Source organism: Nocardia sp. NPDC055029 (assembly GCF_053608525.1).
On sequence record NZ_JBSGVQ010000020.1, the window covers coordinates 23051 to 47248 of the forward strand.

A 24198-nucleotide genomic window follows, 5' to 3' on the forward strand; every position below is an offset into this window, starting at 1 on the left:
GTTCGCGGGAACGGTCGAATTCTCGATGACCGCGGCGAGGAGCGAACGCCCGACGCGGTGTCAGTCGCGGACCCGCAGCACCACCTTGCCGAAGGTCTCCGAATCGTCGAGCAGTTCCTGCGCACGGCCCGCCTCGGTGATCGGCAACTCGGCGGAGATCACCGGCACGATCTCGCCCGCGGCGACCTGCGGCCACAGCTGCGCGCGCACCGCGGCCACGACCTCGGCCTTGCTGCCCGCACCGGTGCGTGGCCGGTTGCGCACGTTCGTCGCGTGCACCGTGCCCCATTTGCGCAGCAGCGTGGCCAGATTCAACGTCCCCGCGACGCCGCCCTGCATGCCGATCACCACCAGCTGACCGTGCGGCGCCAACGCCTCCACATTGCGCTCCAGGTACAGCGCGCCCATGTTGTCGAGGATGACGTCGGCGCCCGCACCACCCGCCGACGACTGCTCGGCCGCGAGCTCGGCGACGAAATCCTGAGTTCGGTAGTTGATCAGCAGCTCGGCCCCCAGCTCGGCGCACTTGGCCAGCTTCTCGTCCGACCCGGCCGTCACCGCCACCCGCGCCCCGAGCCGTCGTGCCACCTGAATCGCGTGCGTTCCGATCCCGCCGCCGCCACCGTGGATCAACACCAGCTGCCCCGACCGCAGCCCCGCGGTCATCACCAGGTTCGACCACACCGTCGTCGCCACCTCGGGCAGGCCCGCCGCGGCGACCGGATCGAGCCCGTCCGGAATCGGCAGCAACTGCGTCGCGGGCACCGCCACCAGCTCGGCGTACCCGCCGCCGGCCAGCAGCGCGCACACCCGATCCCCGACCCGCCAATCCCGCACCCCGTCCCCGAGCGCGACGATCGTCCCCGAACACTCCAGGCCCGGCACCGAACTCGCATCGGCAGGCGGCGGATAGAACCCTCGCCGCTGCAACACATCGGCCCGATTCACCCCCGCCGCGATGACCTCGACCAGCACTTCCCCCGGCCCCGGCTCCGGATCGACCGTCACGGTCCATTCCATCACCTCGGGCCCGCCGAACCCGTTCAACTCGATCGCGCGCATGAGTGCAGTTCCGCCTCTCCGCGTCTTCAGGCCAGACTCAGGCGCGTGGCGAGGTGCTCGGCGTCCGGCGGTCGGTGTGTGGTCGGGTAAGCCGGTACCCGGCGAGTTACCCATGTGCGAGCGAGATCAGTGGTCGCTGATGCGTCCGCTACGATCTCACTCTAGGGAGACGTGGCAGAGCGGCCGAATGCACTCGCCTTGAAAGCGAGCATGGGTAACACCATCGGGGGTTCAAATCCCTCCGTCTCCGCCAAGTTCTCAGCCGTGCGGCTCACGGCGTCGAGTCCTACTTCTCCTCGTTCTACGGCTGGATCGAGGTCTACGCCCGCAGCCCTGCCCGGGGACCGGATGAATCAGACGACCGGAGCGGCCCGTTTGGCGATGGCCGTGATCGGCACCGGCTCCACGCGTTCGAGACCTGCGAGCGCCCCGATCGGGCCCGCGACGTAGTCGAACAGGGCGTTCGCGTCGCGGCACACGACGATGACGATCACGTTGTGCGGCCCGGTGATTCCGCCGACGAAGGCCGCCTCCTGATGCGTCGACAACGTCCGGGCGGCGGTGACGAGCTGGGCGGGCGCGATGGTCATCCACAGGATCGCCTGTACCGGAAAACCCAGCACCGCCGCATCGATCTCCACATCGAACCGCAGCACGCGATGATGGCGGAGCTCGTCCACGCGCCGCCGCACCGCGGACTCCGACCAGTCGACCGCGCGCGAGAGCCGCGCGTAGTCGGCTCGGCCGTCGACGGCGAGAGCGGGCAGCAGCCTGCGGTCGAGTTCGGTCATCGCGACCGTGTCCGGCCGGTCGGTCGTCGCGGGTGCGAGGGCAGTGACCTGCTCGGTGCTCAGCGCCGAAGTGCGCCCGTGCCAGCGGCGTTCGGTCAGATGCCGCAGCAGCAGCTGGACGTCGACCGAGTCGACCTGGGGATGCCTGGCCAGCGCGTCCAGCGGCGCTGCCGACGCGGCGTCGACGCGAAAGAAGCACGTCACCTCGGTGCCACCGGACAGCACGGTCACCCACGACGTATCGGCCCGCCGTGCCAGTGCCTGCACGACCGCGGCAGCGCCGCCCGGCCGGACCCGGATGCGAATCAGCCATTCCGCGTGCCCGATCCGCCGACTGTCCGCGACCCCGGTGACCCGGGCCAGACCGTGCGCCCGCAACCGCGCGAACCTGCGCGCCACCGTCCGATCGGAGACATCGAGCACCTCCGCGATCCGGCTGAACGCGGCACGACCATCGACCTGCAGGGCGTGCAGCAAACCCAGATCGACGGCATCCAGCCTGACCGAATCCACCAGATGAGCGTAGGACGTGTCGGATTCCGGCGCAGCGGCCTCGATTCGACGACCGGCGCCCGCGGCCGAACCACGATCGGCGTCATGACAGCAGACATCAGCGGCATCCACCACGTCGGCATCCTCACCAGGGATCTCGACGGCCTGGAGAGCCGATACCGCTCCTTCGGCTTCACCCTCAGCCCGCGTTCCCGCCATCTCCTCGGCGCCGAGCCCGGCCGGCCGCCCGTCGAGGGCTGCACCGCCAACCTGTGCGCCCTCTTCGGCGATTCCTATCTGGAACTGCTCGGCATCGTCGACGAGTCGGCGCCCGATCCGTGGCACACGAAGGCGATGGCCGACGAGTACGAGGGCCTGCGCCTGCTCAACCTCGAGACCTCCGACGCCGACAAGGCCGACCGCCACCTGACCGAGGCGGGCCTGCGCACCTCCGGTGTGCTCGAGCTCGAACGCGATGTCGACACCGAGGACGGCACCCGCACCCTGCGAGCCCGCGCCGTCCACCTCGATCCACGCGCCACCCCAGAGACCTACCTCGGCATCGCCCAGCACCTGACCCGCGAATACGTCCACCAACCCCGCTACCTGCGCCACGCCAACGGCGCACGCGGGCTCGGCTCGGTGCTGTTCGTCGTCGAGGACACCGCGTTCGCCGCCGTCGCCGACCGGTACCGCGTCATCCTGGACCAGACACCCGATCACGAGGGCCCCCTCACGCTGTTCACCGCCGGCCCGGCACGGCTCGAACTCGTTCGGGCGAGCGACGCGGGTGATCTCCTCCCCGACGAGCCCGCGCCCGCCGCCTCCTACCCGGCCGCCTTGACCATCAGGGTCGACGACGTCAGCGCGGCGCGTGAGCTCGTCGAAGACGGTGGCGCACCGACGATCTCGACCGCGGACGGCTTCTTCGTCTCCGCCCGCGACGCCTACGGCGCCGGGCTGTTCTTCACCGCCTGACCACCGGTACCCGAGGAATCACGATGTTCACCACCTTGCTCCTGCTCTTCGTCCCCACCGTGCTCCTGCGCCTGCTCGGCGCGGCCGGGATCGCCCGCTTCGGCACCTGGCGCGAATGCGCCGCCCACGGACTCGCGGTCATGCTCACCGCCACCGGCATCGCGCATTTCATGCCCGACAGCGTGACCGTGATGCCCAGCCACGACGACCTCGCCACGATGGTGCCGACCTACGTCCCGTTCCCGCACGTCATGGTGTACGTGACCGGCCTTCTGGAACTACTCGGCGCCGCCGGTCTGGTGGCGCGCGCCACCCGGGCCGGCGCGGGGGTCGCCCTGGCCGTGCTGTTCGTGGTGATGCTGCCCGCCAATATCCATGCGGCACTGGCGGACATCCCGCTCGACGATGAGCCGCCGACGCCGCTGTGGTTCCGGATTCCCGAGCAAATCGTCTTCGTCACGGTGGCGCTCTGGGTGGCTCAGCCGTCGACGCGCTTGACGAAGTTGGGGCGGATGTCGAGATCCGGCTCGTCGTAGTAGCGGTGGAAGGTGGGTGTGAGCACCGCGGAGATCGGCGGATTGACCCAGCTCCAGTCGGTGGGGCAGCGTCGGCCAGCGGCTTCCTCGCGCTGGACGTGATCGCAGAACTGCTTGGCGACGGTGTGGTGGTCGACCATGTGCACCCCCGAGATCCGGAAGCTGTGCAGCACCGCGTGATTCAGCTCGATCAGCGCCTTGTCGCGCCATAGTGTGCGCACCGACGTGGTGTCCAGGCCCATCATGTCGGCGATCAGTGGGAGCATGTTGTAGCGGTCGGCATCGCTGAGATTGCGCGCGCCGATCTCGGTGCCGACATACCAGCCGTTGAACGGGGCGAACGGGTAGGTGACGCCGCCGATCTCGAGATCCATGTTCGAAACAGCGGGTAGCGCATGCCATTTCAGGCCGAGGGAGGCGAACCACGGGTAGTCGGGGTGGATCAGGTCGACCTCGCGGACCAGTTCGCGCGGAACATCGAAGTACCGCAGGCCTTCCTCGGGCGTGCTGATCAGCACCGGCAGCACGTCGAAGGGCGTGCGCGCGCCACGCCAGCCGAGGGCCGTCGCCTGCTCGGTGGCGGCGATATTGGCCGGATCGCCGGTGACGGTCCCGTCCCCGTTGGGGTAGCCGGCGTACCGGATCAGCTGCGAACTCACGATCCGGTACTCGCCGCCGCCGGGTTCGGGCTGCGGGCCGACCGTGATCATCGATTGGATCGCGCCGCCGTTGGTGGCCAGGCGCAGATGCTGCCAGCACGCTTCGGAAAGCTCTCGCGCGGAAGTAACTCGGCGCGCGTCGAGCAGTTTGAGCGAGCGCCAATGTTTGCGTCCGACGCAGCGAGCGTGATTGCGCCAGGCCAATTTCGCGCCGATCAGGATTTCCTCGGCGGTCTGCCGGTAGGTGCCGGTTTCGCGGAGTTCGGCGAGCGCGCCGAGACGTCGCTGGAGGGGGAGATGTCCCAGCTCGGGGTGGCGGAAGAACTCGTCGCAGTCGCGTAGGCGCCGATCGAGGCCGGTGCCGCGCTCGCTCACCGAAGTGACTGTGGTGGAAGCTTTTTCGCAGACAGCAGGGTGAGAGCGTTGGTTCACGGTACATCTCCGGTCGGGCAGCTTCGAACACCGAGATTCACTGTGCGCAGCCTACGACCGGTGTGCTGGCAGTGTGCTCGAAATCGCGCCAATCCCACCGCGACTGACGTCAAGGCCTGCTGACCGTGCGCTGACCTAACGGAATCGGGCGGCGGTCTCCGGTGCCGTGGCGAACGCGAGGAATTGCTCGTTCTCGTGCGGATCGCCGATCGTCACCCGCACACCGTCACCGGCGAACGGACGCACCAGCACACCCGCGGCGGCACTGGCCTCGGCGAAGTCGGTGCTGCGCGCACCCAGCGGCAGCCAGATGAAGTTGGCCTCGCTCGACGGCACCTGATAGCCGGCGGCGAGCAGTGCGTCGCGCACCTGGTGCCGGGCCGTGACCAGCACATCGGTCCGGTCGAGGAGTTCACCGCGCGCCTCCAGCGAGGCGATCGCGGCCGCCTGCGCCACCCGGTTCACGCTGAACGGGATGTGCACCTTCAGCAGCGCGGTGATCACCTCGGGATCGCCGACGGCGTAGCCGACGCGCAGGCCCGCCAGGCCGTAGGCCTTCGAGAACGTCCGCAGGACAACCACATTCGGCCGGGTGCGGCCGATCTCGACACCGTCGGGCCTGCTCTCGGGAGTCAGCCGCAGGTATTCGTAGTAGGCCTCGTCCAGCACGACAAGCACGTGCGCGGGCACCCGGTCGAGGAACCGCTCCAGCTCGGCGCGCCCGTGCGCGGTGCCGGTGGGGTTGTTCGGGTTGCAGACGAAGATCAGTTTGGTGCGCTCGGTGACCGCGTCGGCCATCGCGTCCAGATCGTGCAGGTAGCCCTCGGCCAGCGGCACCGGCACCGCGGTGGCGTTACCCACCTGGGTGACGATCGGGTAGGCCTCGAACGAGCGCCACGCGAACACCACCTCGTCGGTCGGCGCGTCACAGGTGATCTGCACGAGCTCCTGGCACAGCGCGACGCTGCCGCAGCCGACGGCGACATTCGCGACGGTCACGTCCAGGAAATCGGCCAGCGCGGCCCGAAGCTCGGCGACCTGGTTGTCCGGGTACCGGTTGGCCTGCTCGGCCGACTCCGCGATCGCCTTGGCTGCGCTCGGCAACGGCCCGAAGGTCGTCTCGTTCGACGCGAGCTTCACCGCATCGGGGCGGTTACGGCCGGGAACGTAGGCCGGGATGGTGGCGAGGTCGGGCCGGATGCGCGCTGTCACGCCTCCACCCTAAGTGAACGCTGTTTCCGGCCGCCGACGCCTGGTCGGAACCTACCCAAGGCCGACTGATCGGCCTACCCTGGACCTATGTCGGGCACCTACGACGATGTCGCTCCGCTGCGGGCGACGGAGCTCACCGCCGACAGCGCCGCAGGCACCGCTCTCGCTGCGACGCGTACCTCGGTGCCCATCACCGTCGTCGAACCGGAGCGGGTCGCCCGGGGCGGCATCGTCCTGCTGCACGAGTCCCGCGAGTTCTCACCCCAGCTGCTCGACCTGATGCGATCGCTGGCTTTCGAGGGCTGGATCGTCGTCGCGCCACACCTGTTCGACCGGATCGCCGACGATCAGGTGCACGAGGTGTTCGGCGACGAACTCTTCGACGACTTCGACGCCGGTTTCGACTGGCTCACCCGCCGTGGCGTCTTCCCCGACACCATCGGGGTCCTCGGCTTCGACACGGCGGGCACCGCCGCCTTCCTCGTGGCCACGAACCGGCCCATCGGCGCGGCGGTGAGCGTGGCCGCCCCCGGCATCACCGAGCCGCTGCCCGATCAGGAGGTCGCCCTGGTCGACATCGCCGACAGCCTGCAGGCGCCCTGGCTCGGTCTGTTCGGCGACGACGACCCGGCCACCCCGCCCGAGGCCGTCGACCGGCTGCGCGACACCACGGCGCGGGCGAATGTGGCCAGTCTCACCATCACCTATCCCGGCCTCAGCCACCGTGCCGACCGACCCGATCCGGACGACGACACGGACAACGCCATCCGGATCGATTCCCAGACCCGTATCTACGACTGGTTCGACAGCAACTTACGCTAGTTGACCAGGCGTTTTGGACTACATGAACTGCTCGTGTAATCTTCATTCCCGGCGGTTCGACAAGGACCGGTGCCCTCGAAAGAGAAGGCTCCAGGAGGCGTGCCAGAGCGGCCGAATGGGACTCACTGCTAATGAGTTGTCCCTTCACGGGGACCGGAGGTTCAAATCCTCTCGCCTCCGCCACACCCGGTTCGCCGGGTACAACTGAAGACCATGCGCCCGTAGCTCAACGGATAGAGCACTTGACTACGGATCAAGAGGTTAGGGGTTCGAATCCCTTCGGGCGCACAACAATCCGCCTCCTATCGGTGCAAACCGGTAGGAGGCGGATTTCGTTTGCGGCGGCATGTTCCACCGCGTCGGCCGCGATCAGGGGACGCGGGAGAAGAGGCGGCCCGCGAGGTCTACGCCGTTGATCGTGCCGGTGGTGTCGCGGCTGAAGTAGCCGCGCTGGCCGGTGAGGCCGCCTTCGGTGACGAAGTATTCGTCGTCGGGGCGCAGGCCGAGGTCGGCGAAGGGGAGGTCGTCGGGGAGTTCGGTGTCGGAGGCCGCGCGGATTTCGGGCTTGATCTTGGCGTCGATGGACACGGCGGTGCCGGAGTCGGCGATCGTGAGCCGCATCATGTCGTTTTCGTAGACGCCTGCGATCTCGGCGGCGCGGGTGGCGTCGTAGGGGAGGGGCTCCGGGTCGCGCTCGACGAGGCCGAGGTAGTGCTCGAGTGCCCAGCGCAGGACGGCCTGGTTGAAGGCCAACCCGGCGTCGGGGCCTGCGTTCGACAGGGCGACGACGGCGAAACGGCGATCGGGCACCGTCAGTAGTTCGGCGAACTGGCCATAGCCCGAACCGCCATGACCGACCGTGCGCACACCGTCGACGTCGCGCAGGAACCAGCAGATGCCGAAACCGTCGCCGAGGGAACTGGCACGCAGTGGCGCCGTTTGCTCCCGCATGCTGTGCAGCAGGGCGGTGGGCAGCAGGGATTCGCCGTCGGCGGTGTGGCCGTCGCCGAGATGGAAACGGGCCCAGCGCAACTGGTCGGCCACCGAGGAGGCCACCCCTGCGCCCGGATTGTTGGCGCGGTTGTCGCCCCACTGCCGCAGTACCGACAGCTCGCCGTTGTCGTCGGCCGTATGGCCGATGGCGAACCGGTGGGGCAGCACCTCGGCGGCGGTGAAGAAGCTGTGCCGCAGGCCGATCGGATCGAACAGCAGGGTGCGGATCGCTTGCTCGAAGGTGAGCCCGGTGACCTTCTCGATCACCCGGCCCGCCAGGCTGTAGCCGGCCTGGCTGTAGGACGCGCGAGCGCCCAGCGGCGCGATCACGGGCAGCTCGGGCAGGCGGTCGACGAAGCGGGCCAGCGCGTCGTCACCGTCACCGGTCTCGGCATCCAGTTTCCAGTCAAGGCCCGCGGTGTGGTTGAGCAGGTGGCCGACGGTGACCTCGGTGGCGAGCTGCTCGTCGGCGAGGGTGAGCTCCGGCAGGTACCGCCGTACGGGGGAGTCGAGCGCGACGCGGCCGTCGGCGACCAGGCGCAGCAGCGCGGTCGCCGTGTAGCTCTTGGACACCGAGCCCAGCTGGAAGACGGTGTTCTCGTCGACCGGCAGCGGATTGTCGATGCTGGTCACCCCGTGGCAGGCGGTGAACTCGGCACCGTCGAGGGTGATGCCCACCGCGGCGCCCGGGATGCCGTACTCGGCGGCCGTCGCGGTGACGAAGGCGGCCAGGTCCTTGTCGAAAGTGCTCATGATCGCGTGTCTCCCTCGTCGAATCGGGTCGGGTCAGCGGGTCAGCGCGGCGGCAGCGCTCGCCAGCTCGCCGTGGTAGCCGTCCAGTCGAGCCACGGTGTCGGCCATGGCCTTTCGGGCATGCCGATCGGCCGCCGCGCTGCCCCAGTCGCGCTCGGATCCGGCCACCGTGTCGCGGATCTCGGCGACCCGCTCGGCCGCGGCCGCCAGTGCGGGGGCGACCTTCGCGGTCCGGCGGGCGACGACGGCGGGGTCCTCGTCGGCGGCGGCGCCGAGTCCGGCGCGCACCGCGCGGACGGGCAGGACGACGGTGCGGTGCAGGTCGAGGGAGGTGGCGTTCATGGTGATCTCTCTTTCGTTCCGTACGCTGTTCGCGTTGTATGAACACTGTACGCATAGCCGAACAGTGTGCGCAAGAGGGAACATTGTTCCGAGATGAGATGCCGCAAGCGGGGCCTGTCCGAAAGCGACGGGCCGAGAGGGCGATTCAGGTACTGACCTGCGCTACTTCCAGGCGGGCAGCGGTGGCAGCGGGCCGGTGAGGTCGGCGCCGGTGGACCGGCCGAGGAGCCAGGCGAGCAGGGCGGAGGATGGGCCGAGGACCGTGTGGTGCGGGCGGCCGGGACCGACGGTGGCGATGAAGTCGGTGTCGGTGGCCTGGATGTCGAAGGTCGGGGTGGCGTCCGGGATCATCTTCGACGAGAGGTCGGCGATGGCTTCGGGGAGCAGGCGGGCGACGAAGGCGGTGGGCCAGTCGGCGGGGGTGTAGCCGACGCCGAGGTCGACGTGGTGGATCTCGGTCTCGCGCAGGCGCATCCACGGGATCTGGTCGGCGGTGAGCGAACCGCCCTGCCGGTTGCGGACCACCGCCTGCCAGTCCGCGGCGGGCATCGTGGTGGCCACCGCCTGCCAGCGGTGGGCCGAAGCGGTGAAGTCGGCGTGCTGGACGTCGAGATGCCGCGGCGCGCCCGCCTCGATGTCGGCGTCGCGGATGGCGGCGCCGGCGTACTGGGGAATCTCGATGCCGGTGCGCGCCCACAGCAGCAGGTTCAGCAGGCTGTCGGCGTTGCGCGACATGTGCGCGACGACGTGCCCGCGAGTCCAGCCGGGCAGCAGGGACGGCTCGCTCAGCTCGGCGTCGGTGAGCGCGCCGATCGCCGCGTCGAAACGGGCGGTGGACGCGGCGACCTGGGCGAGCAGGTCGGTGGGAGTAGTCGTTGCGCTGGTCACAGGTCCGAGCGTAGTTGCCCGGCCCGGTCGGCACCGGCGTTCACGACGGTGTCTGCGCAGGTCTGTGGATAACCGTGAACCTGTGGATAACTGGGGAATTTTCGCGTCTGACGCCGGGGCCGGGGACCGGCCGCGTGTGACGATTCAGCCGGCGACGATCGCGTCGGCCTCGATCTCGATCAGCAGTTCGGGAGCGATCAGCGCGGTCACCTCGTACATGGCGGCAGCGGGGCGGATCGTGCCGAACACCGCGGCATGTGCGGCGGCGACCTCGGGCCAGCGGGAGATATCGGTGACGAACATGCGGGTGCGCACCACATCCCGCAGGCTCGCGCCCGCTTGCTCGAGCGCGGTGGCGATCCGGGCGAGCACCTCGGTGGCCTGCGCGCCGATGTCGTCGCCGCCGACCGCGCCACCGCCGGGGACGGCAGCCGTCGTCCCACTGACCATGACGTGATCACCGACCCGCACCGCCCGCGAATACCCGACGACATCTTCGAAATCGGAGGCAGAGGAAATGTTCACCCGAGTTGTGGTCATGGCAGCCAGAATGGTGCACCGACTGGTGGATGACAATTCATTTGCCGGTCGGCTGCTTGTCGGCTCGGCACGATACGCATGGCAGATGAACGCACGTCCAGGTTTCCGTCTCCTCCCGCTCACCGCTGCGCTGTGCGCTGCCGCTGTCGCCGCGGGCTGCTCGACGCCCGGCTCCGACGCCGACTTCACCGTGAGCAAGGACCAGCCACTGGTCATCTCCCTCGACGACCTGGTCGCCAAGGCGGGCAACAGCGCGGTTCTCGGAGTGAGCCTGGAGCCCGAGCACGGCAATCTGACCCGGCGCACGGACGGCTCCTACGTCTACACGCCGATCGCCGGCTACACCGGTCTCGACCAGTTCAAGGTCACCACCACCGACGCGGTTCGGCTGTACACCACCGACATTCCGGTGCTCGGCGAGTACGGCGGCACGACGGTGCAGGGCAGCGGCTTCGGTTCGGCATGGACCGCGGTGCCGGGCAGCACGGACGAGTTCTACGGCCTCACCGACCGCGGCCCCAACGTGGACGGCCCGGCGAAGAACGAAAAGCTTTCGCCCACACCGAGCTTCGTGCCCAAGATCGGCCGGTTCAAGCTGGTCGACAACAAGGCGGAGCTGCGGTCGAGCATCGAGCTGCGCACCAAGTCGGGCGTGCCGTTCAACGGCCAGGTCGACACCGCGGCCAGTACCGGGGAGACGATCAGGGACCTGCAGGGCACCGTGCTGCCGCCCACCGATCACGGCCTCGACCCCGAGGGTCTCGTCGCCCTGCCCGACGGCACCTTCTGGGTGTCCGACGAATACGGCCCGTTCCTGGTGCATTTCGACGCCAACGGCACCGAGATCGAGCGCCTCTCGCCCGGTAGCGGCCTGCCGAAGGAGATCGGGCTGCGCACCCCGAACCAGGGCATGGAAGGCCTGACCGTCACGCCCGACGGCAGCACGCTGGTCGGCGTGGTGCAGAGCGCGCTCAACACCCCCGGCTTGACCGGCTCGGCGAAGGAGGTGCCGTTCGCGCGCATCGTCACCGTCGATCTGAAGACCAAGGCGCAGAAGGAATTCCTGTATCCGCTGGAGAACCCGAAACAGAACAAGGTCGCCGTCTCGGAGATCACCGCGCTCAGCGCGACCACCTTCCTTGTCGACGAGCGCGACGGCAATCTCGCGCCCAAGTCGGACAAGAAGATCTGGACCATCGACATCGCAGGCGCGACCGATGTCGGCCCGCAGTCGGCCGTCCCCGGCGCGTCCTATGACGCCGAGAAGGGTGGTTTGCAGATCGACGGCAAGCCGCTGGAAACCTTCGTCGGTGTCACCCCGACCGCGGACGCGGTCGCCGCGCTGACCAAGGCGGGCATCACCCCGGTCGCCAAGAAGAGCAACCTCGACCTGTCCGCGCTGGTCGTCGCTCTCGACGAGAAGGGCCGGTTCTTCGGCCACGACAAGATCGAAGGCATCGCCACCACCGACGGTGGCAAGACCATCTACATCGCCAACGACAGCGATTTCGGCCTGGCCGCCGGCCAGGGCGAGCAGCCGCCGTTCGGCCTGAAGCCCAAGACGCTGCCCAACGGCGTCCAGGACAGTGGCGAGGTACTGGCGGTCGACACCACCAAGCTGCCCGCGAAGCTCGACGGCTACACGGTGCGGATCACCGTCAAGTAGTCCACTCCCCGGCCTCGACGAGCACCGCGGCGGCCAGCGCGAGCAGCCACAGCGACATCGAGCCGACCTGGATGCGCTGGGCGATACCGAGGGCGAACGAGCCGGACAGGTTGTCGGCGACCAGCATCCAGATGGTCGCCGCCGACCCGACGACGAGCACGACCACACCGAACTCGCGCAGGATCCACCAGCGGTGATAGCGGTAGGCGGCGGCGCTGAACGCGAACGCCGCCACCGCGATCGAGGTGACGGCCAGCGTGCTGGTCAGCGCGTGCGGTTGATGCAGTTGCGGGAACAACCCGCCGCCGCACGCGCTGACCGCAGGATCGCAGTCGCGCAGGGGAAGCATCGCGTCGGCGATGGTCGACGCGCCGAAACACGCCAGGGCCACCCAGCCGACGGTGGTCAACCGGCGACGGCGGAACACCAGCAGCCCGCCGATCGCGGCCGGGATCAGCAGCAGGCCGACCAGCTTGTCGGCGGTGGCGAACACCTCCCGGTAGGGCTTGCCCTCCGCGTCGAGTTCGCTGAGGAAGGAGTTCACCGGATCGGTGTCGATCGGCAGGACGAACTCCAGCACCCAGGACGAATAGCAGAGGCCGGCGACCGCGATCGCGAGGGCGATCAGCAGGGGATAGCCACGGGGTATCCGGGTGGATGCGGGCACATCGACCATTGTGCTGCCCGACGGAGACCACCCGGCCTTTCGCACGGATCGGGCGCGCCGCACGGTGCGCACGTGGTTTCATCTCAGCGCGCACAGGTTGTTGTCAGGTTCGCAGGGCAGGGTGGTGGCGTCACCAATCGGGAGGTCTTCGATGAGCTACGTGATCGCACTGGCCGGTTTCGCCATGTTCCTGGCGATGGCGGTCTCCGGCTACACCGCGGCCAACGCGCCACGGTCGCTGGTGCGCGTCCGAGTGCGGAGCAACCCGGGTCGTCGCTGACCCACGTCAGCCGGTCGGGCCCTGTTCCCGACCGGGTGCGCGCTCGCGCACCAGCGCACGGATATGTTCGGCCGCCACCTGGGGATCCTCGTGTTCCCACACCCGCACGACCTGCCAGCCCGCCTCGATGAGCGCGGCATCGGTGGCCCGGTCCCGTGCGACATTGCCTGCCAGTTTCTCCGCCCACCACTGGGCATTGTTCTTCGGATCGGTCGCGTGTTCCGGGCACCGATGCCAGAAGCAGCCGTCCACATAGACGGCGATGTGCAGCCGGGGGAAGACCACGTCGGCGCGTCGCCGCAGACCTTTGATGGGTGCGCGGTCGACGAAATAGCGCAGGCCCGCGCGATGGAGTTCGCGGCGTAATGCCAGCTCAGGGTTGGTATTGGCGCGCTTCTGGCGAGACATGCGCGCACTGGTCGCCGCATCGGTGACGGGTTTGGAAACCGACGGCGACCGATCCCCGTCCGAAACCCGCCGCGCGTTCATGCCGCCCAACCGCCCATGCGGTCGAGATGGTCACGCACGTCGTCGAGGAAGCCGGGCGGGAAACGCAGATTGCCCATCTCGGTGCGGCGCAGGAACCCCGCGGTGGCGCGCGGCGAGAGCAGACGCGGCTCGGTGAGGAAGTTCTTCAGATCCTCGTACGGCTCGTGCACCGGCCAGGTCGACAACGGCACCCGATGCACCACACCGGCGCGCCCCCAGGCCGCGGTCGGCCAGGGTGATCCTGGTCGCAGCGGTTCCCCCACCGTCAACGGCGTGGACGGCGCGGCCAACCGCTCGCCGACCCAGTTCGCCATCCGCACGCTGACCGCATTGCCGACCAGCTTCCACCGGTGCCCCTGCCGGACACCGGGCACATCGAGCGCGGGTGCGGTCCACTCGGCCTCGAAGCCCTGCAGACGCTCACCGTCGACGATGCCCGGCGTGACGATCTCGCCGGCGGGCAGCCGGACCGCGGGCGGACTGGCGATGCCGAGACCCGATCCGCCCTTCAGCGTCGGCACCGCGTTCACCGCCCAGCCGAGACCACGCACACCCTCGGTCCAATAGAAGCCGCACGGATCGCGGTCCGCGTCGCCGTACTCGCGCGGGCCCGCGTCGTCGCCGAAGAGCACCTCGCGCGGATCCTCGGTGCGCGAGGCCAGCATCAGCACCCGCTGCCGCCGCTGCGGTAACCCGAACGCCCGGCCGTCGACTACGCGATAGGCCCACGTATAACCGAGTTCCTCCAGCGCGCCCGTGATGTGCCGCATCGCCGCGCCGCGACCGAGCTGCAGCATGAACGGGACGTTCTCGATCAGCAACCATCGCGGCCCACGCCGGCGGCGGACCAGCCGGAACACCTCGTCGACCAGGCCGGAACGACGTCCGGTGATGCCGGCGGTCCGCCCGGCCTGGGAGAGGTCCTGGCAGGGGAAACCGGCGGCGACCAGCTCGGTGCCCGCGGGCAGGGAACGCAGACGGGTGATGTCGCCGTGCAGCGGAGTCTCCGGGAAGTGGGCCGCGAGGACACCCTGCGCACCGGGGTCGATCTCGCACAGCAACTCGGTCGACCAGCCGTTCCTGCCGAGGCCGAGTTCGAGCCCGCCGATCCCGGCGAACAGCCCGACCATCCGCGTCAACGACCCTCCTGTACTGGTTGGAGCGCCCCGTTGCTCGCGCCTGCCGCGCATTGTATCGAGGAAAATCAGTGGCTCCCGGTGGTGGTCCGGTGGGACTCTTGACGGGCCGACTTGGCGGACCCCGGTGCGAACATCATCGGGCGTCCGTTCCGGAAACAAACCATCCACCGGACACCAAGGGGGAGTCTTGTCTGTCACTTTGGAGCTGTCGGCCACCGAATCGGAGGCCGACAGATCGGGGCGGCCTTCGCCGTTGCCGAGCGGGAGATTGCGATCGCTGCGGCGGTTTCTGCCCTACGTCCGGCCCTACCGGGTGCCGCTGATCGCGGCGAATGTGCTCGCCGTCCTCATGGTCTGTACCGCCATCGCGATCCCGCTGGTCATCGCCCGGGTGATCGACGGGCCGATCGCGCGGCGGGACTTCGCGGGTCTGCTGGCGCCGGTAGCGCTGATCTTCTTTCTCGGCGCGCTGGACTCCTTCGGCATGTGGGGTCGGCGATGGCTGGTGTCCAAGCCGTCGACACTGTTCGAAATCCGGATGCGGGCCAAACTTTTCGGCCGGCTCCAGGCGCTCTCGATCGGTCGGCACGACGGTTGGCAGTCGGGTCAGCTGCTCTCGCGCGCGATCGACGATCTGGCCGAGCTGCGGCGGTTCGTCGCGTTCACCGGACCGTTCCTCATCGTCCACTGCATCGTTCTGCCCACCGGCCTGATCGCCCTGTTCGCCATGAACTGGCAAGTGGGACTGATCTTCACGGTGCTCTCGCTGCCGCTGATGCTGATGTGCGTGCGCTTCGTGAACCGGTTCGAGGTGGCCTCGCGGCGTTCGCAGGATCAGTCCGGCGACCTGGCAACCATCGCCCAGGAGTCGGCGCAGGGCGTGCGTGTGCTCAAGGCGCTCGGACGCGGCGGCTTCTTCGGCTCGCGCTTCACCGCGCTGTCGCGCGAACTGCAGAAGACCGAGCTGGAGAAGGTGCGACTGGACGCCACGCTGTGGGCTGCGCTGGTGACTCTGCCGACGGTCTCGATCGCGGCGTCGCTCGGCGTCGGCGGCTACTCGGTGGTGCAGGGGTCGATGACGATCGGCACGCTGGTCGCGAGCATCACGCTGGCGACATTCCTGCAGTGGCCGATCATCTGGACGGGCTTCCTGCTCTCGGAACTGTTCGAGGCGCGCACCGCCGCCGACCGGTTCTGGGAGATCATGGACACCCCGCTCGACATCACCGACCCGCCGCATCCGGTGATCCTGCCCGCGAGTGTGCGCGGTGAACTGGTGATCGACCATGTTCGGTTCGCTTACCCGACCGGCGAGGAGCGGTCGGAAAAGGCGGTGCTGGAAGACATCTCGCTGCGGATCCGGCCGGGCGAGACGGTCGCGCTGGTCGGTGCGACCGGCAGCGGCAAGACCGCGCTGCTGGAACTGATTCCCCGGCTCTACGACGTGGACGACGGCAGCATCACCATCGACGGCATCGACATCGCCACCCTGCGCCTGGCCGACCTGCGCCGGGTGGTGACGGTGGCGTTCGAGGAGCCGGTGCTGTTCTCGGCCAGCGTGCGCGAGAACGTGGCACTGGGCGATCCACGCGCCACCGACGCCGATGTGCGCCAAGCGCTCGACATCGCCCAGGCGAGCGAGTTCGTCGACGCGCTGCCCTGGGGTCTCGACACCAGGATCGGCGAGCAGGGCATGAGCCTGTCCGGTGGGCAGCGGCAGCGGCTCGCCCTGGCCAGGGCGGTGCTCACCGGCGAGGCCGCCGCCGAGCACGGCCGGATCATGGTCCTCGACGATCCGCTCTCGGCGCTGGACGTGGAAACCGAAGAGCGCGTGCAGGATCGGCTGCGCACGGTGCTCTCCGGCGCCACCACGTTGTTGGTCGCGCACCGGCCGTCGACGGCGGCGCTGGCCGATCGCGTGGCGTTGCTCGCCGACGGGCGCATCGTCGCCGAGGGCACCCACGAGAAATTGCTGCGCACCAACAGCCGCTACCGCGAACTGATGGGAGGTGAATCATGACCACCGACACCGACATCGACGCCACCGCGCCCGATCAGACCGATCGGGCGTCGGACTGGCGCGGCATCGCCAAGGAGGACGACACCGTCACCGGCACCGGCAACCTGGTGCTGGCCGGGAGATCCCGGCGGCTGCTGCTCGACCTGGTGCGGCCCTACCGCAAGCAGGCGGTGCTCACCTTCGCGCTGATCCTGCTCGACAACGCGGCCAAGGTGTCGATGCCGCTGTTCATCGCCTACGGCGTCGACCACGGCATCAGCCAAGGGCGGCAGGGCAATTGGACGCCGCTGGTTGCGGCCGTCGCCGGGTTCGTCGCCGTCACCGTGCTGGCGGGCCTGACCACGTACTTCTTCCTGCGTGCGTCCGGTTCGCTGAGTCAGCGGGTGCTGTTCGACCTGCGGGTGCGCGCGTTCCGGCACACGCAGCGGCTGAGCGTGTCGTTCCACGAGAAGTACACCTCGGGCAAGGTCGTCACCCGGCTCACCAGCGATATCGAAACCCTGCAGGAACTGCTCGAAGGCGCGCTCAACCAGGCCTTCAGCGCGATTCTGTCGGTCGTCACCATCGCGGTGCTGCTGGTCTGGCTGGATCCGACGCTGGCCTCGATCGTGCTGCTCGGATTCGTGCCGCTGGTGCTGGTGACCCGATGGGCACAGCGGCGCCAGCGGGCGGGCTACCGGCGCACGCGCGGCGCGATCGCGCGCGTCGTCGTGCAGTTCGTCGAGTCGATGAGCGGCATGCGCGCGGTGCAGGCGTTCCGCCGGGAAGACCGCAACCAAGAGGTTCTCGGCGTCGAGGACAGCGAGTACCAGAAGGCGACCACTACCGCGATCCGCGGCATGGGCGACTATGTCGGCCTGTCGAACTTCATCGGCAAGGTGACCACGGTGATCGTGCTGCTGGTCGGCGCGTGGCAGGTGATGGAGGGCAACCTCGCGATCGGCGTGCTCGCCGCCTACCTGCTCTACCTCGACCAGTTCTACGGCCCCCTCGACGAACTCGCGCAGGTGTTCAACTCCTACCAGTCCGCCGCGGCCGCGCTGGAGAAGATCTCGGGCATGCTCGAAGAAGAGCCCGCGGTCGCCGAACCCGGCGACCCGATCGCCCTCGAGCGGGCGACGGGCCTGGTGCAGATGGACGAGGTCTGGTTCGGCTACCACGCCGATTCCCCGGTGCTGCCCGAGTTCGACCTGGTCATCCCGGCCGGGCAGGTGGTGGCGCTGGTCGGCGCCACCGGCGCGGGCAAGTCGACGCTGGCCAAGCTGCTCACCCGGTTCTACGACCCGAGCGGCGGCACGATCACCCTCGACGGTGTCGACCTGCGCAGGCTGACCGACGCCGAGTTGCGCAGGCACGTCGTGATGGTCACCCAGGAGGCCTACCTGTTCTCCGGCACCATCGCCGACAACATCCGGCTCGGCAGGCCGGACGCGACCGATGCCGAGGTCGCGGCGGCGGCGCGGGCGGTCGGGCTCGACGCGTTCGTCATGTCGCTGCCCGACGGGTACGCGACCGATGTCCGCACCCGCGGCGGCAGGCTCTCGGCGGGCCAGCGTCAGCTGGTCGCGTTCGCCAGGGTGTTCCTGGCCGACCCCGCGGTGATCGTGCTCGACGAGGCGACGTCGAGTCTCGACATCCCCGGCGAGCGGCTGGTCCAGCACGCGCTGGAGACGCTGTTGCGCGAGCGCACCGCGGTGATCATCGCGCACCGGCTCTCGACTGTCGCCATTGCCGATCGGGTGCTGGTGCTCGACGCGGGCCGGATCGTGGAGGACGGTTCGCCCGCCGAGTTGATCGCCGGACAGGGCCGCTTCGCGGGTCTGCACGCCGCCTGGCGGGATTCGCTGGTCTGATGCCACCGTGTTGTACAGCCACGGGGCTGGTGTCGCTTACCGTAGAGAGGTGACGACCCCAGCCCCGGGCCAAGCCGACGGCCCCACCGAGATCAGACCGGCCTCCCGGTGGCCGGCGGTACTCACCTGGCGCGCCCACGACAACACCCGGATGGAATCGGTCCGGGTGACGCTCAACGGCAATCGGATCAGGGCAGCGGGCCGCATGATCGGCAGTGCCTGCGACGAGCACCCGGCGTTCAGCGCGTCCTACGACCTGGTCACCGACGAGGCGGGCGCGACCAGGCGGTTGTCGTTGCGCACCACCACGGCCGCGGGTGAACGGCACGCCTCGATCTCCCGCGACGAGGAGAACTACTGGCTCGTCGACGCGGGCGGCAGCCATGTGCGCTCCACGTTCGCCGGCGCGCTCGATGTGGACGTGGTGCTGAGCCCGTTCTTCAACACGCTTCCGATTCGCCGGTTCGGCCTGCAGAACGCGGTCGGCGACTTCCAGGTCCCGGTCGTCTACGTGCGCCTGCCGGATCTGCTGGTGCAGGAGGCCGAACTCACCTACTCGAGCGCCTCCGACGGCATCAACGTGCTGTCCCCGGTCTCGAGCGCCACCCTGACCGTCGATCCGGAAGGTTTCGTGCTCGACTACCCGGGACTCGCCGAACGGGCCTGACATCGAACGAGATTCACAATGCGCGGAGCACCCCACCGCGCTGACCGGCCCGGTGCAGTTCGCCGAGCCAGTCGCCAACACCGGGAACGATGCCGGTGATCTCCCAGCGCGTGTGCTCGTCGTAGGCGGTGCGACCGCGGTAACCCGCCTCGACAACATCGCCGAGGCTGCCGTCCGTCCGCAGGGTGTCCCGCGCGGTGATCAGCGCCGCGATCGTCTCGTCGAGCACCTGCCCGAGAGCGGCGGCGTTCGGTTCACAGATGGCGCGCACCAGATCGGGCGCGGTCCCCGCCACCCGCGTGCCGTCGCGGAAGGATCCCGCGGCCAGGCCGAGCGACAGCGCGCCACCGGCCGCGCCCGCCGCCGCCAGCGCTTCGGCCAGCACATGCGGCAGATGCGAGATCCGCGCGACCGCCTGATCGTGCTCGTCGGCGACCACCGGAACCACGACCGAACCGCAGTCCAGCGCCAGCCGCACCACCCGCGTCCACGGCTCGACCTGGGTGCCCTCGTCGACACCGACCGCCCACACCGCGCCGCGGAACAGCTCTGGATCGGTTGCCGCCCAGCCCGATTCGGCCGTCCCCGCCATCGGATGCCCGCCGACGTAGTTCGCCTCGACGCCGTGCTTGCGCACCGCGTCGGCGACCGGGCCCTTGATGCTCACCACATCGGTCAGCGGGCACCGCGGCGCGATGGCCGCGATCTCGGTGAGGATGTTGTCGACCGCGGGCATCGGTACCGCGAGCACCAGCAGCGCGTCGGTGCCCGCGGCCCGGCGCAGCACCGCGGACAGCTCGCCGGAGACGTCGAATCCGTCGCGTCGCGCCGCCTCCACACCCGAATCCGACCGGTTGTAACCGAACGCCTCGTACCCCGCCGCGACCGCGGCGCGCAGCAGCGAGCCGCCGATCAAGCCGGTTCCGAGGACGCAGACAGGGGCACGCTGGACGAGGGTCATCGGAACAGATTGGCACACGAGTTCATCATTACGGGCGGGACAGACTACCGTTTGGTCCATGGCAGCACAGCGCTCGGGCTCGAACAGGGCGACGTCGGATGACGACTTCGACGTCGAAGGGTTCGCCATGGCGGTGGTCCGCGAAGAAGGCACGTGGCGATGCAGTCCACTGAGCCAGGACGCTCTCGTGGATCTGTCGGCCGCCGAGACCGAATTGAAGGCATTGCGCAGCTCGGGCGCGGTATTCGGGCTGCTAGACGTCGATGACGAGTTCTTCATCGTGTTGCGGCCCGCGCCGAGCGGCACCCGCCTGCTCGTCTCGGACGCGACCGCCGCGATCGACTACGACATCGCCGCCGATGTCCTCGACGCGCTCAACGTCGAGATCCCCGACATCGACCCCGACGAACTCGACGACATCGAACCGTGGGAAGAGGGCGACCTCGGCGTCCTGGCCGACCTCGGCCTGCCGGAACCGGTGCTCGCCGTGATCCTCGCCGAGACCGACCTCTACCCCGACGAGCAGCTCGGCATGATCGCCCAGCGGCTCGGCTTCGCCACCGAATTCGCGGCGGTCCTGGACAAACTGCCTCGGTGACGGTGTCCGACGAAGCTGTGTCCGACGAAGACATGGTGCGCGCCGCGATCGCGGCCGCCGCGGGCGCCGACCCGCGCGATGTGCCGGTCGGCGCCGTCGTCTTCGATGCCGACGGCCGTGAACTCGCGCGTGCGACGAACGCCAGGGAAGCCCTCGGCGATCCCACCGCGCACGCCGAGATCCTCGCGTTGCGCGCCGCCGCGGCCGTCCACGGTGACGGCTGGCGACTCGAAGGCGCGACGCTGGCCGTCACCCTGGAGCCGTGCACCATGTGCGCGGGCGCGCTCGTGCTGGCCAGGGTCGGCAAGGTCGTCTTCGGCGCCTGGGAACCCAAGACCGGCGCCGTCGGCTCGCTCTGGGACGTCGTGCGCGATCGCAGGCTCAATCACCGGCCGCAGGTCCGCGGCGGCATCCTCGAACCCGAGTGTGCCGCCCTCCTCGACGATTTCTTCCGAACCCAGCGCTGACCAGCCGATTTAACGATCAGGCACCCCCTCCGGTATCGTAGTCGGCGGTGGCGTGTCCGAGCGGCCTAAGGAGCACGCCTCGAAAGCGTGTGACGGGTAACCCCCGTCCGAGGGTTCAAATCCCTCCGCCACCGCCACAGAGCCCCTCACCTGATATGCCAGGTGAGGGGCTCTTTTTTTAACCGGACGTAATACACTGGTAGTACCGAAATCCGGGAAGGAACGATGTCTTATGCGCGGGCGACAGCCGCCACCCGCGAAGTCCGGAATGGGGCTCGGGGGGAAGCTTATGGTTCTCGTCGTTCTCGGCTGGGTAGCCGTCGGGCTGCTCGCTGCGGGCCAGCGACATTACTTCGCGCACCTACCCAAGGAATGCTCCGACTGGGCCACGATCGCGGTCACCGCCGCCGCGGGTCCGGCCAACTATGTCGGCCTGAACCCACGGGTCAGCGAGTGCGAGGTGCCCCAACCGAGCCAGTAGCCCGGTCACATAGCCGCGGGTACCGGGGTCTTCTCCTGCTGCTGTAGTTCGCGCAGGCGAGCGCCCTCGACGTCGATGTCGGGGACGATCTTGTCCAGCCACTTCGGCAGCCACCATGCCCATTTGCCGAGCAGCACCAGCAGCGCGGGGATGAGCACCATGCGGACGACGAACGCGTCGAGGGCGACACCGGCAGCGAGCGCGAAGCCCATGGATTTGGCGGTGACGTCGGACTCGAGCAGGAACGAGCCGAACACCGAGATCATGATGATCGCCGCCGAGGTGACCACGCGCGCGCCGTGGTGATAGCCGTTGATCACGGCGTCGGTGGGGTCGGCGCCGTGCACGTATTCCTCGCGCATGCGGGTCACCAGGAATACCTGGTAGTCCATGGCCAGGCCGAAGACCAAGCCGATCAACATGATCGGCAGGAAGCTGACCAGCGGATGCGGGTCCTGGATGAGGCCGAGCTCGCCCTCCTGGAAGATCAGCACGGTCGCGCCGAAGGTGGCCGCCATCGACAGCAGGAAGCCGAGCGCGGCCGTGAGCGGGACCAGGATCGAGCGGAACACCAGGATCAGCAGGATGAACGCCGCGCCCGCCACGATCGCCATGTAGGGGACGATCTTGCTGAGCAGCACGTGGTCGATGTCGGCGTAGATGGCCGTGGTGCCGGTGATGCCGTACGACATCTTGTACTGGTCGTGCAGCGCCGGTTCGGCGTCACGGGCCGACTGCACCAGATCCTTGGTCGACTGCGCGTTGGGGCCCGCCTTCGGAATGCCGTTGATCAGCGCGCCCGCTCCGTCCTGGCTGAGCTGCGGTTCGGTGACCAGCTCCATATCGGGGTAGGACTGGAGCTTCTCGCGCAACGCGAGGAGGGCGGCCTGGCGCTGGTCGGCGGGGGTGTCGCTGAGATCGACCGCGATCTGCAGGACGCCGTTGCTGCCCTCGCCGAAGCCCTCGGTGCGCAGATCGTAGGCCTTACGGACGGTGGTCGACTTGGGCAGGCTGTCCTCGCCGGGCAGGCCGAGATTCAGGTTGATCGCGGGTGCGGCCAGCAGGCCGAGAGCGACGATCGCCAGGACCATCGTCACCGCGGGCCACTTGGCGATCATCCGGGCGACGCGGGTGCCGTTGGTGACGATGGTGTCGTCTTCCGGATCGTGCTGGGCGATCACCGGCAGCTTCGGTGTGAACAGGTGCTTGCCGAAAGCCCCGAGCAGGGCTGGCATCAGTGTGATCGCCGTGAGCACCGCGAAGGCCGCCGCGACCGCGCCGCCCAGACCCATGAAGGTCAGGAACCGCACGCCGACGATGCTCAGGCCGACCAGCGCGATGATGACGGTCAACCCGGCGAACACGACCGCCGAGCCTGCCGTACCCAGCGCGCTACCGGCGGCTTCCTCGGGCGAATCCTGCACCGCCAGTTCGTGTTTGTACCTGGACACGATGAACAGCGCGTAGTCGATCGAGAGCGCGATGCCGATCATCGAGGCCAGGAACGTGGTGAAACTGGGGATCGACAGCACCGAGGTGGACAGGAAGATCAGCGAGGTGGCCGCGCCGAGGCCGACGATCGCGGTGATGATCGGTACGAACGCGGCGACGATCGCGCCGAACGCCACGACCATGACCACCAGGGCCACCGCCATACCGATCATCTCCGACTTGCCGCTCGGCATCTCCTGTTCCATCGCGATCGTGCCGCTGATCTCGACCGTCAGCCCGGCGGCGCGGGCGGTGTCGCCGGCGTTGTAGGCGGCCTCGCGGTCGGCGGCGGTGATGTCGGCGAATTCTTTGATGGTGAACGGGACGCTCACGTACGCGACGGTGTCGGGTTCGGTCTTGTTCAGCACGTTCAGCGGTGCGCCGCTACAGATCGACGGATCGCGCTCGGCGCCGAGGCAGCCCATCTCCTCGGTCAGCGCGACCGGATTCGGGATCGGCTTGCTGTGATCGACGATGTCGAGCTGTTCGAGCTGGGCGATCATCGTGTCCAGCGCCTGCCGGTTGGCCGGATCGGTGAGCTTCTGCCCGGCCGGTGCGCCGATGACATAGGTGCCGGTCACGGCGTCGAAGGCGAAGGCCTCGGACATGCCGGGGAAGTGTTTGTCCAGGATCTCGGTGGCCCGCTCCGACGGCAGGTTGGGCATGCTGAAGTCGTCGGTCATCGGTTTCTGCAGCTGGGCGCCGAGACCGCCGAGCACGAGGAAGAACAGTAACCAGACGGGTAGCACGATCCATTTGCGGCGAAAGGCCAGCTTGCCCCACCGGTACAGATAGACGGACACGGTTTTCTCCTCGTGGTGATCGGTGCGGAGCGCGGATCGGGAGATACAGCCGGGTCGAACTAGTCCGAGTCTGGTGCCAGGTCATCGCGATATCAAGCAACCTGCCAGCCGTGGTG

24 protein-coding genes and 4 tRNA genes are annotated in these 24198 nt (G+C 68.8%); 15 read left to right on the forward strand and 13 right to left on the reverse strand.

Translation table 11 applies throughout. From position 1 onward, the window contains the following. Positions 1-60: 60 nt before the first annotated feature. Positions 61-1062, reverse strand: coding sequence for an NAD(P)H-quinone oxidoreductase (locus tag ACWF9G_RS18455; RefSeq protein ID WP_452516608.1), 1002 nt, complete (start codon positions 1060-1062; stop codon positions 61-63). A 165-nt stretch (positions 1063-1227) separates the two neighbouring features. Here ACWF9G_RS18455 and ACWF9G_RS18460 point away from each other — a divergent pair. After that, positions 1228-1315, forward strand: a tRNA-Ser gene (locus ACWF9G_RS18460). A gap of 100 nt (positions 1316-1415) precedes the next feature. Here the strand turns inward: ACWF9G_RS18460 and ACWF9G_RS18465 are convergent. Then, the gene (locus tag ACWF9G_RS18465) at positions 1416-2366 is read right to left on the reverse strand and encodes an Lrp/AsnC family transcriptional regulator (protein WP_452516610.1); all 951 of its coding nucleotides are present in this window, start codon (positions 2364-2366) and stop codon (positions 1416-1418) included. A gap of 3 nt (positions 2367-2369) precedes the next feature. On the opposite strand from ACWF9G_RS18465, the gene ACWF9G_RS18470 reads away from it, so the two are divergent. Both ACWF9G_RS18470 and ACWF9G_RS18475 read left to right on the forward strand, forming a co-directional pair. Beyond that, on the forward strand, positions 2370-3323 hold the full coding sequence (locus ACWF9G_RS18470; protein WP_379310018.1) for a VOC family protein: 954 nt from the start codon (positions 2370-2372) through the stop codon (positions 3321-3323). Between the two features lie 23 nt (positions 3324-3346). Continuing rightward, positions 3347-3859: a DoxX family protein gene (locus ACWF9G_RS18475; protein WP_452516612.1), complete on the forward strand. Its 513-nt coding sequence runs from the start codon at positions 3347-3349 to the stop codon at positions 3857-3859. On the opposite strand, the gene ACWF9G_RS18480 is transcribed toward ACWF9G_RS18475, so the two are convergent. Both ACWF9G_RS18480 and hisC read right to left on the reverse strand, forming a co-directional pair. Then, positions 3802-4893 (reverse strand): nitric oxide synthase oxygenase, encoded by a 1092-nt coding sequence (locus tag ACWF9G_RS18480; RefSeq protein ID WP_452516614.1) that lies wholly within the window; start codon positions 4891-4893, stop codon positions 3802-3804. The genes ACWF9G_RS18475 and ACWF9G_RS18480 overlap by 58 nt on opposite strands. A 192-nt stretch (positions 4894-5085) precedes the next feature. Then, complete coding sequence (gene hisC, locus ACWF9G_RS18485) at positions 5086-6162, reverse strand: histidinol-phosphate transaminase (RefSeq protein ID WP_452516616.1); 1077 nt, start codon at positions 6160-6162, stop codon at positions 5086-5088. 87 nt (positions 6163-6249) lie between these two features. On the opposite strand from hisC, the gene ACWF9G_RS18490 reads away from it, so the two are divergent. From ACWF9G_RS18490 to ACWF9G_RS18500, 3 genes are all read left to right on the forward strand, one after another. Further along, entirely contained in the window at positions 6250-6984 is a 735-nt protein-coding gene (locus ACWF9G_RS18490; RefSeq protein WP_379310014.1) for a dienelactone hydrolase family protein, read from the forward strand. Between the two features lie 93 nt (positions 6985-7077). Beyond that, positions 7078-7167: transfer RNA gene (locus ACWF9G_RS18495), tRNA-Ser, on the forward strand. A gap of 32 nt (positions 7168-7199) precedes the next feature. Further along, positions 7200-7272 (forward strand) — tRNA-Arg (locus tag ACWF9G_RS18500). A gap of 81 nt (positions 7273-7353) precedes the next feature. Here the strand turns inward: ACWF9G_RS18500 and ACWF9G_RS18505 are convergent. From ACWF9G_RS18505 to ACWF9G_RS18520, 4 genes are all read right to left on the reverse strand, one after another. Next, positions 7354-8730, reverse strand: a complete 1377-nt coding sequence (locus ACWF9G_RS18505) for a serine hydrolase domain-containing protein (protein WP_452516617.1) — start codon at positions 8728-8730, stop codon at positions 7354-7356. A gap of 33 nt (positions 8731-8763) precedes the next feature. Next, positions 8764-9072: a hypothetical protein gene (locus ACWF9G_RS18510; protein WP_379307420.1), complete on the reverse strand. Its 309-nt coding sequence runs from the start codon at positions 9070-9072 to the stop codon at positions 8764-8766. A gap of 162 nt (positions 9073-9234) precedes the next feature. After that, positions 9235-9960, reverse strand: coding sequence for a maleylpyruvate isomerase family mycothiol-dependent enzyme (locus tag ACWF9G_RS18515; protein ID WP_452516618.1), 726 nt, complete (start codon positions 9958-9960; stop codon positions 9235-9237). A gap of 144 nt (positions 9961-10104) precedes the next feature. Continuing rightward, positions 10105-10500, reverse strand: a complete 396-nt coding sequence (locus tag ACWF9G_RS18520; protein WP_379035899.1) for a RidA family protein — start codon at positions 10498-10500, stop codon at positions 10105-10107. An 85-nt stretch (positions 10501-10585) separates the two neighbouring features. Here ACWF9G_RS18520 and ACWF9G_RS18525 point away from each other — a divergent pair, with 85 nt between their 5' ends. After that, positions 10586-12166 carry an esterase-like activity of phytase family protein gene (locus ACWF9G_RS18525; protein WP_452516619.1) on the forward strand — a complete coding sequence of 527 codons (1581 nt, stop codon included), beginning with the start codon at positions 10586-10588 and terminating at the stop codon, positions 12164-12166. On the opposite strand, the gene ACWF9G_RS18530 is transcribed toward ACWF9G_RS18525, so the two are convergent. Further along, on the reverse strand, positions 12159-12842 hold the full coding sequence (locus tag ACWF9G_RS18530; RefSeq protein WP_452516620.1) for a DUF998 domain-containing protein: 684 nt from the start codon (positions 12840-12842) through the stop codon (positions 12159-12161). The genes ACWF9G_RS18525 and ACWF9G_RS18530 overlap by 8 nt on opposite strands. 142 nt (positions 12843-12984) lie before the next feature. On the opposite strand from ACWF9G_RS18530, the gene ACWF9G_RS18535 reads away from it, so the two are divergent. Further along, a complete protein-coding gene (locus ACWF9G_RS18535; protein ID WP_378847460.1) occupies positions 12985-13113 on the forward strand; it encodes a hypothetical protein in 129 nt (42 codons plus the stop codon). A gap of 6 nt (positions 13114-13119) precedes the next feature. On the opposite strand, the gene ACWF9G_RS18540 is transcribed toward ACWF9G_RS18535, so the two are convergent. Together ACWF9G_RS18540 and ACWF9G_RS18545 are read right to left on the reverse strand one after the other, a co-directional pair. Beyond that, a complete protein-coding gene (locus ACWF9G_RS18540) occupies positions 13120-13602 on the reverse strand; it encodes a very short patch repair endonuclease (RefSeq protein WP_452516622.1) in 483 nt (160 codons plus the stop codon). Then, complete coding sequence (locus ACWF9G_RS18545; RefSeq protein ID WP_379307527.1) at positions 13599-14732, reverse strand: DNA cytosine methyltransferase; 1134 nt, start codon at positions 14730-14732, stop codon at positions 13599-13601. Before ACWF9G_RS18545 ends, ACWF9G_RS18540 begins: the two co-directional genes overlap by 4 nt. 196 nt (positions 14733-14928) lie before the next feature. Here ACWF9G_RS18545 and ACWF9G_RS18550 point away from each other — a divergent pair, with 196 nt between their 5' ends. The 3 genes from ACWF9G_RS18550 to ACWF9G_RS18560 are packed head-to-tail and all read left to right on the forward strand — an operon-like array spanning position 14929 to position 19281. After that, complete coding sequence (locus ACWF9G_RS18550; protein WP_452516624.1) at positions 14929-16761, forward strand: ABC transporter ATP-binding protein; 1833 nt, start codon at positions 14929-14931, stop codon at positions 16759-16761. After that, positions 16758-18614: an ABC transporter ATP-binding protein gene (locus tag ACWF9G_RS18555; RefSeq protein ID WP_452516625.1), complete on the forward strand. Its 1857-nt coding sequence runs from the start codon at positions 16758-16760 to the stop codon at positions 18612-18614. Before ACWF9G_RS18550 ends, ACWF9G_RS18555 begins: the two co-directional genes overlap by 4 nt. Before the next feature lie 49 nt (positions 18615-18663). Next, positions 18664-19281, forward strand: a complete 618-nt coding sequence (locus tag ACWF9G_RS18560) for a putative glycolipid-binding domain-containing protein (protein WP_379307437.1) — start codon at positions 18664-18666, stop codon at positions 19279-19281. 13 nt (positions 19282-19294) lie between these two features. Here ACWF9G_RS18560 and ACWF9G_RS18565 read toward each other — a convergent pair whose 3' ends face one another. Continuing rightward, a complete protein-coding gene (locus ACWF9G_RS18565; RefSeq protein WP_379307439.1) occupies positions 19295-20242 on the reverse strand; it encodes a prephenate dehydrogenase in 948 nt (315 codons plus the stop codon). 58 nt (positions 20243-20300) lie between these two features. Here ACWF9G_RS18565 and ACWF9G_RS18570 point away from each other — a divergent pair, with 58 nt between their 5' ends. The 4 genes from ACWF9G_RS18570 to ACWF9G_RS18585 all read left to right on the forward strand — a co-directional run bounded on the left by ACWF9G_RS18570 (position 20301) and on the right by ACWF9G_RS18585 (position 21788). Continuing rightward, complete coding sequence (locus tag ACWF9G_RS18570; RefSeq protein ID WP_378854241.1) at positions 20301-20840, forward strand: tRNA adenosine deaminase-associated protein; 540 nt, start codon at positions 20301-20303, stop codon at positions 20838-20840. Between the two features lie 32 nt (positions 20841-20872). Then, entirely contained in the window at positions 20873-21307 is a 435-nt protein-coding gene (locus ACWF9G_RS18575) for a nucleoside deaminase (RefSeq protein ID WP_379307529.1), read from the forward strand. A 46-nt stretch (positions 21308-21353) separates the two neighbouring features. Continuing rightward, positions 21354-21444, forward strand: a tRNA-Ser gene (locus ACWF9G_RS18580). Between the two features lie 152 nt (positions 21445-21596). Then, a complete protein-coding gene (locus tag ACWF9G_RS18585) occupies positions 21597-21788 on the forward strand; it encodes a hypothetical protein (protein WP_019044478.1) in 192 nt (63 codons plus the stop codon). A gap of 5 nt (positions 21789-21793) precedes the next feature. Here the strand turns inward: ACWF9G_RS18585 and ACWF9G_RS18590 are convergent, their stop codons facing one another. Beyond that, entirely contained in the window at positions 21794-24082 is a 2289-nt protein-coding gene (locus ACWF9G_RS18590; RefSeq protein WP_452516627.1) for an MMPL family transporter, read from the reverse strand. Positions 24083-24198: the final 116 nt, after the last annotated feature.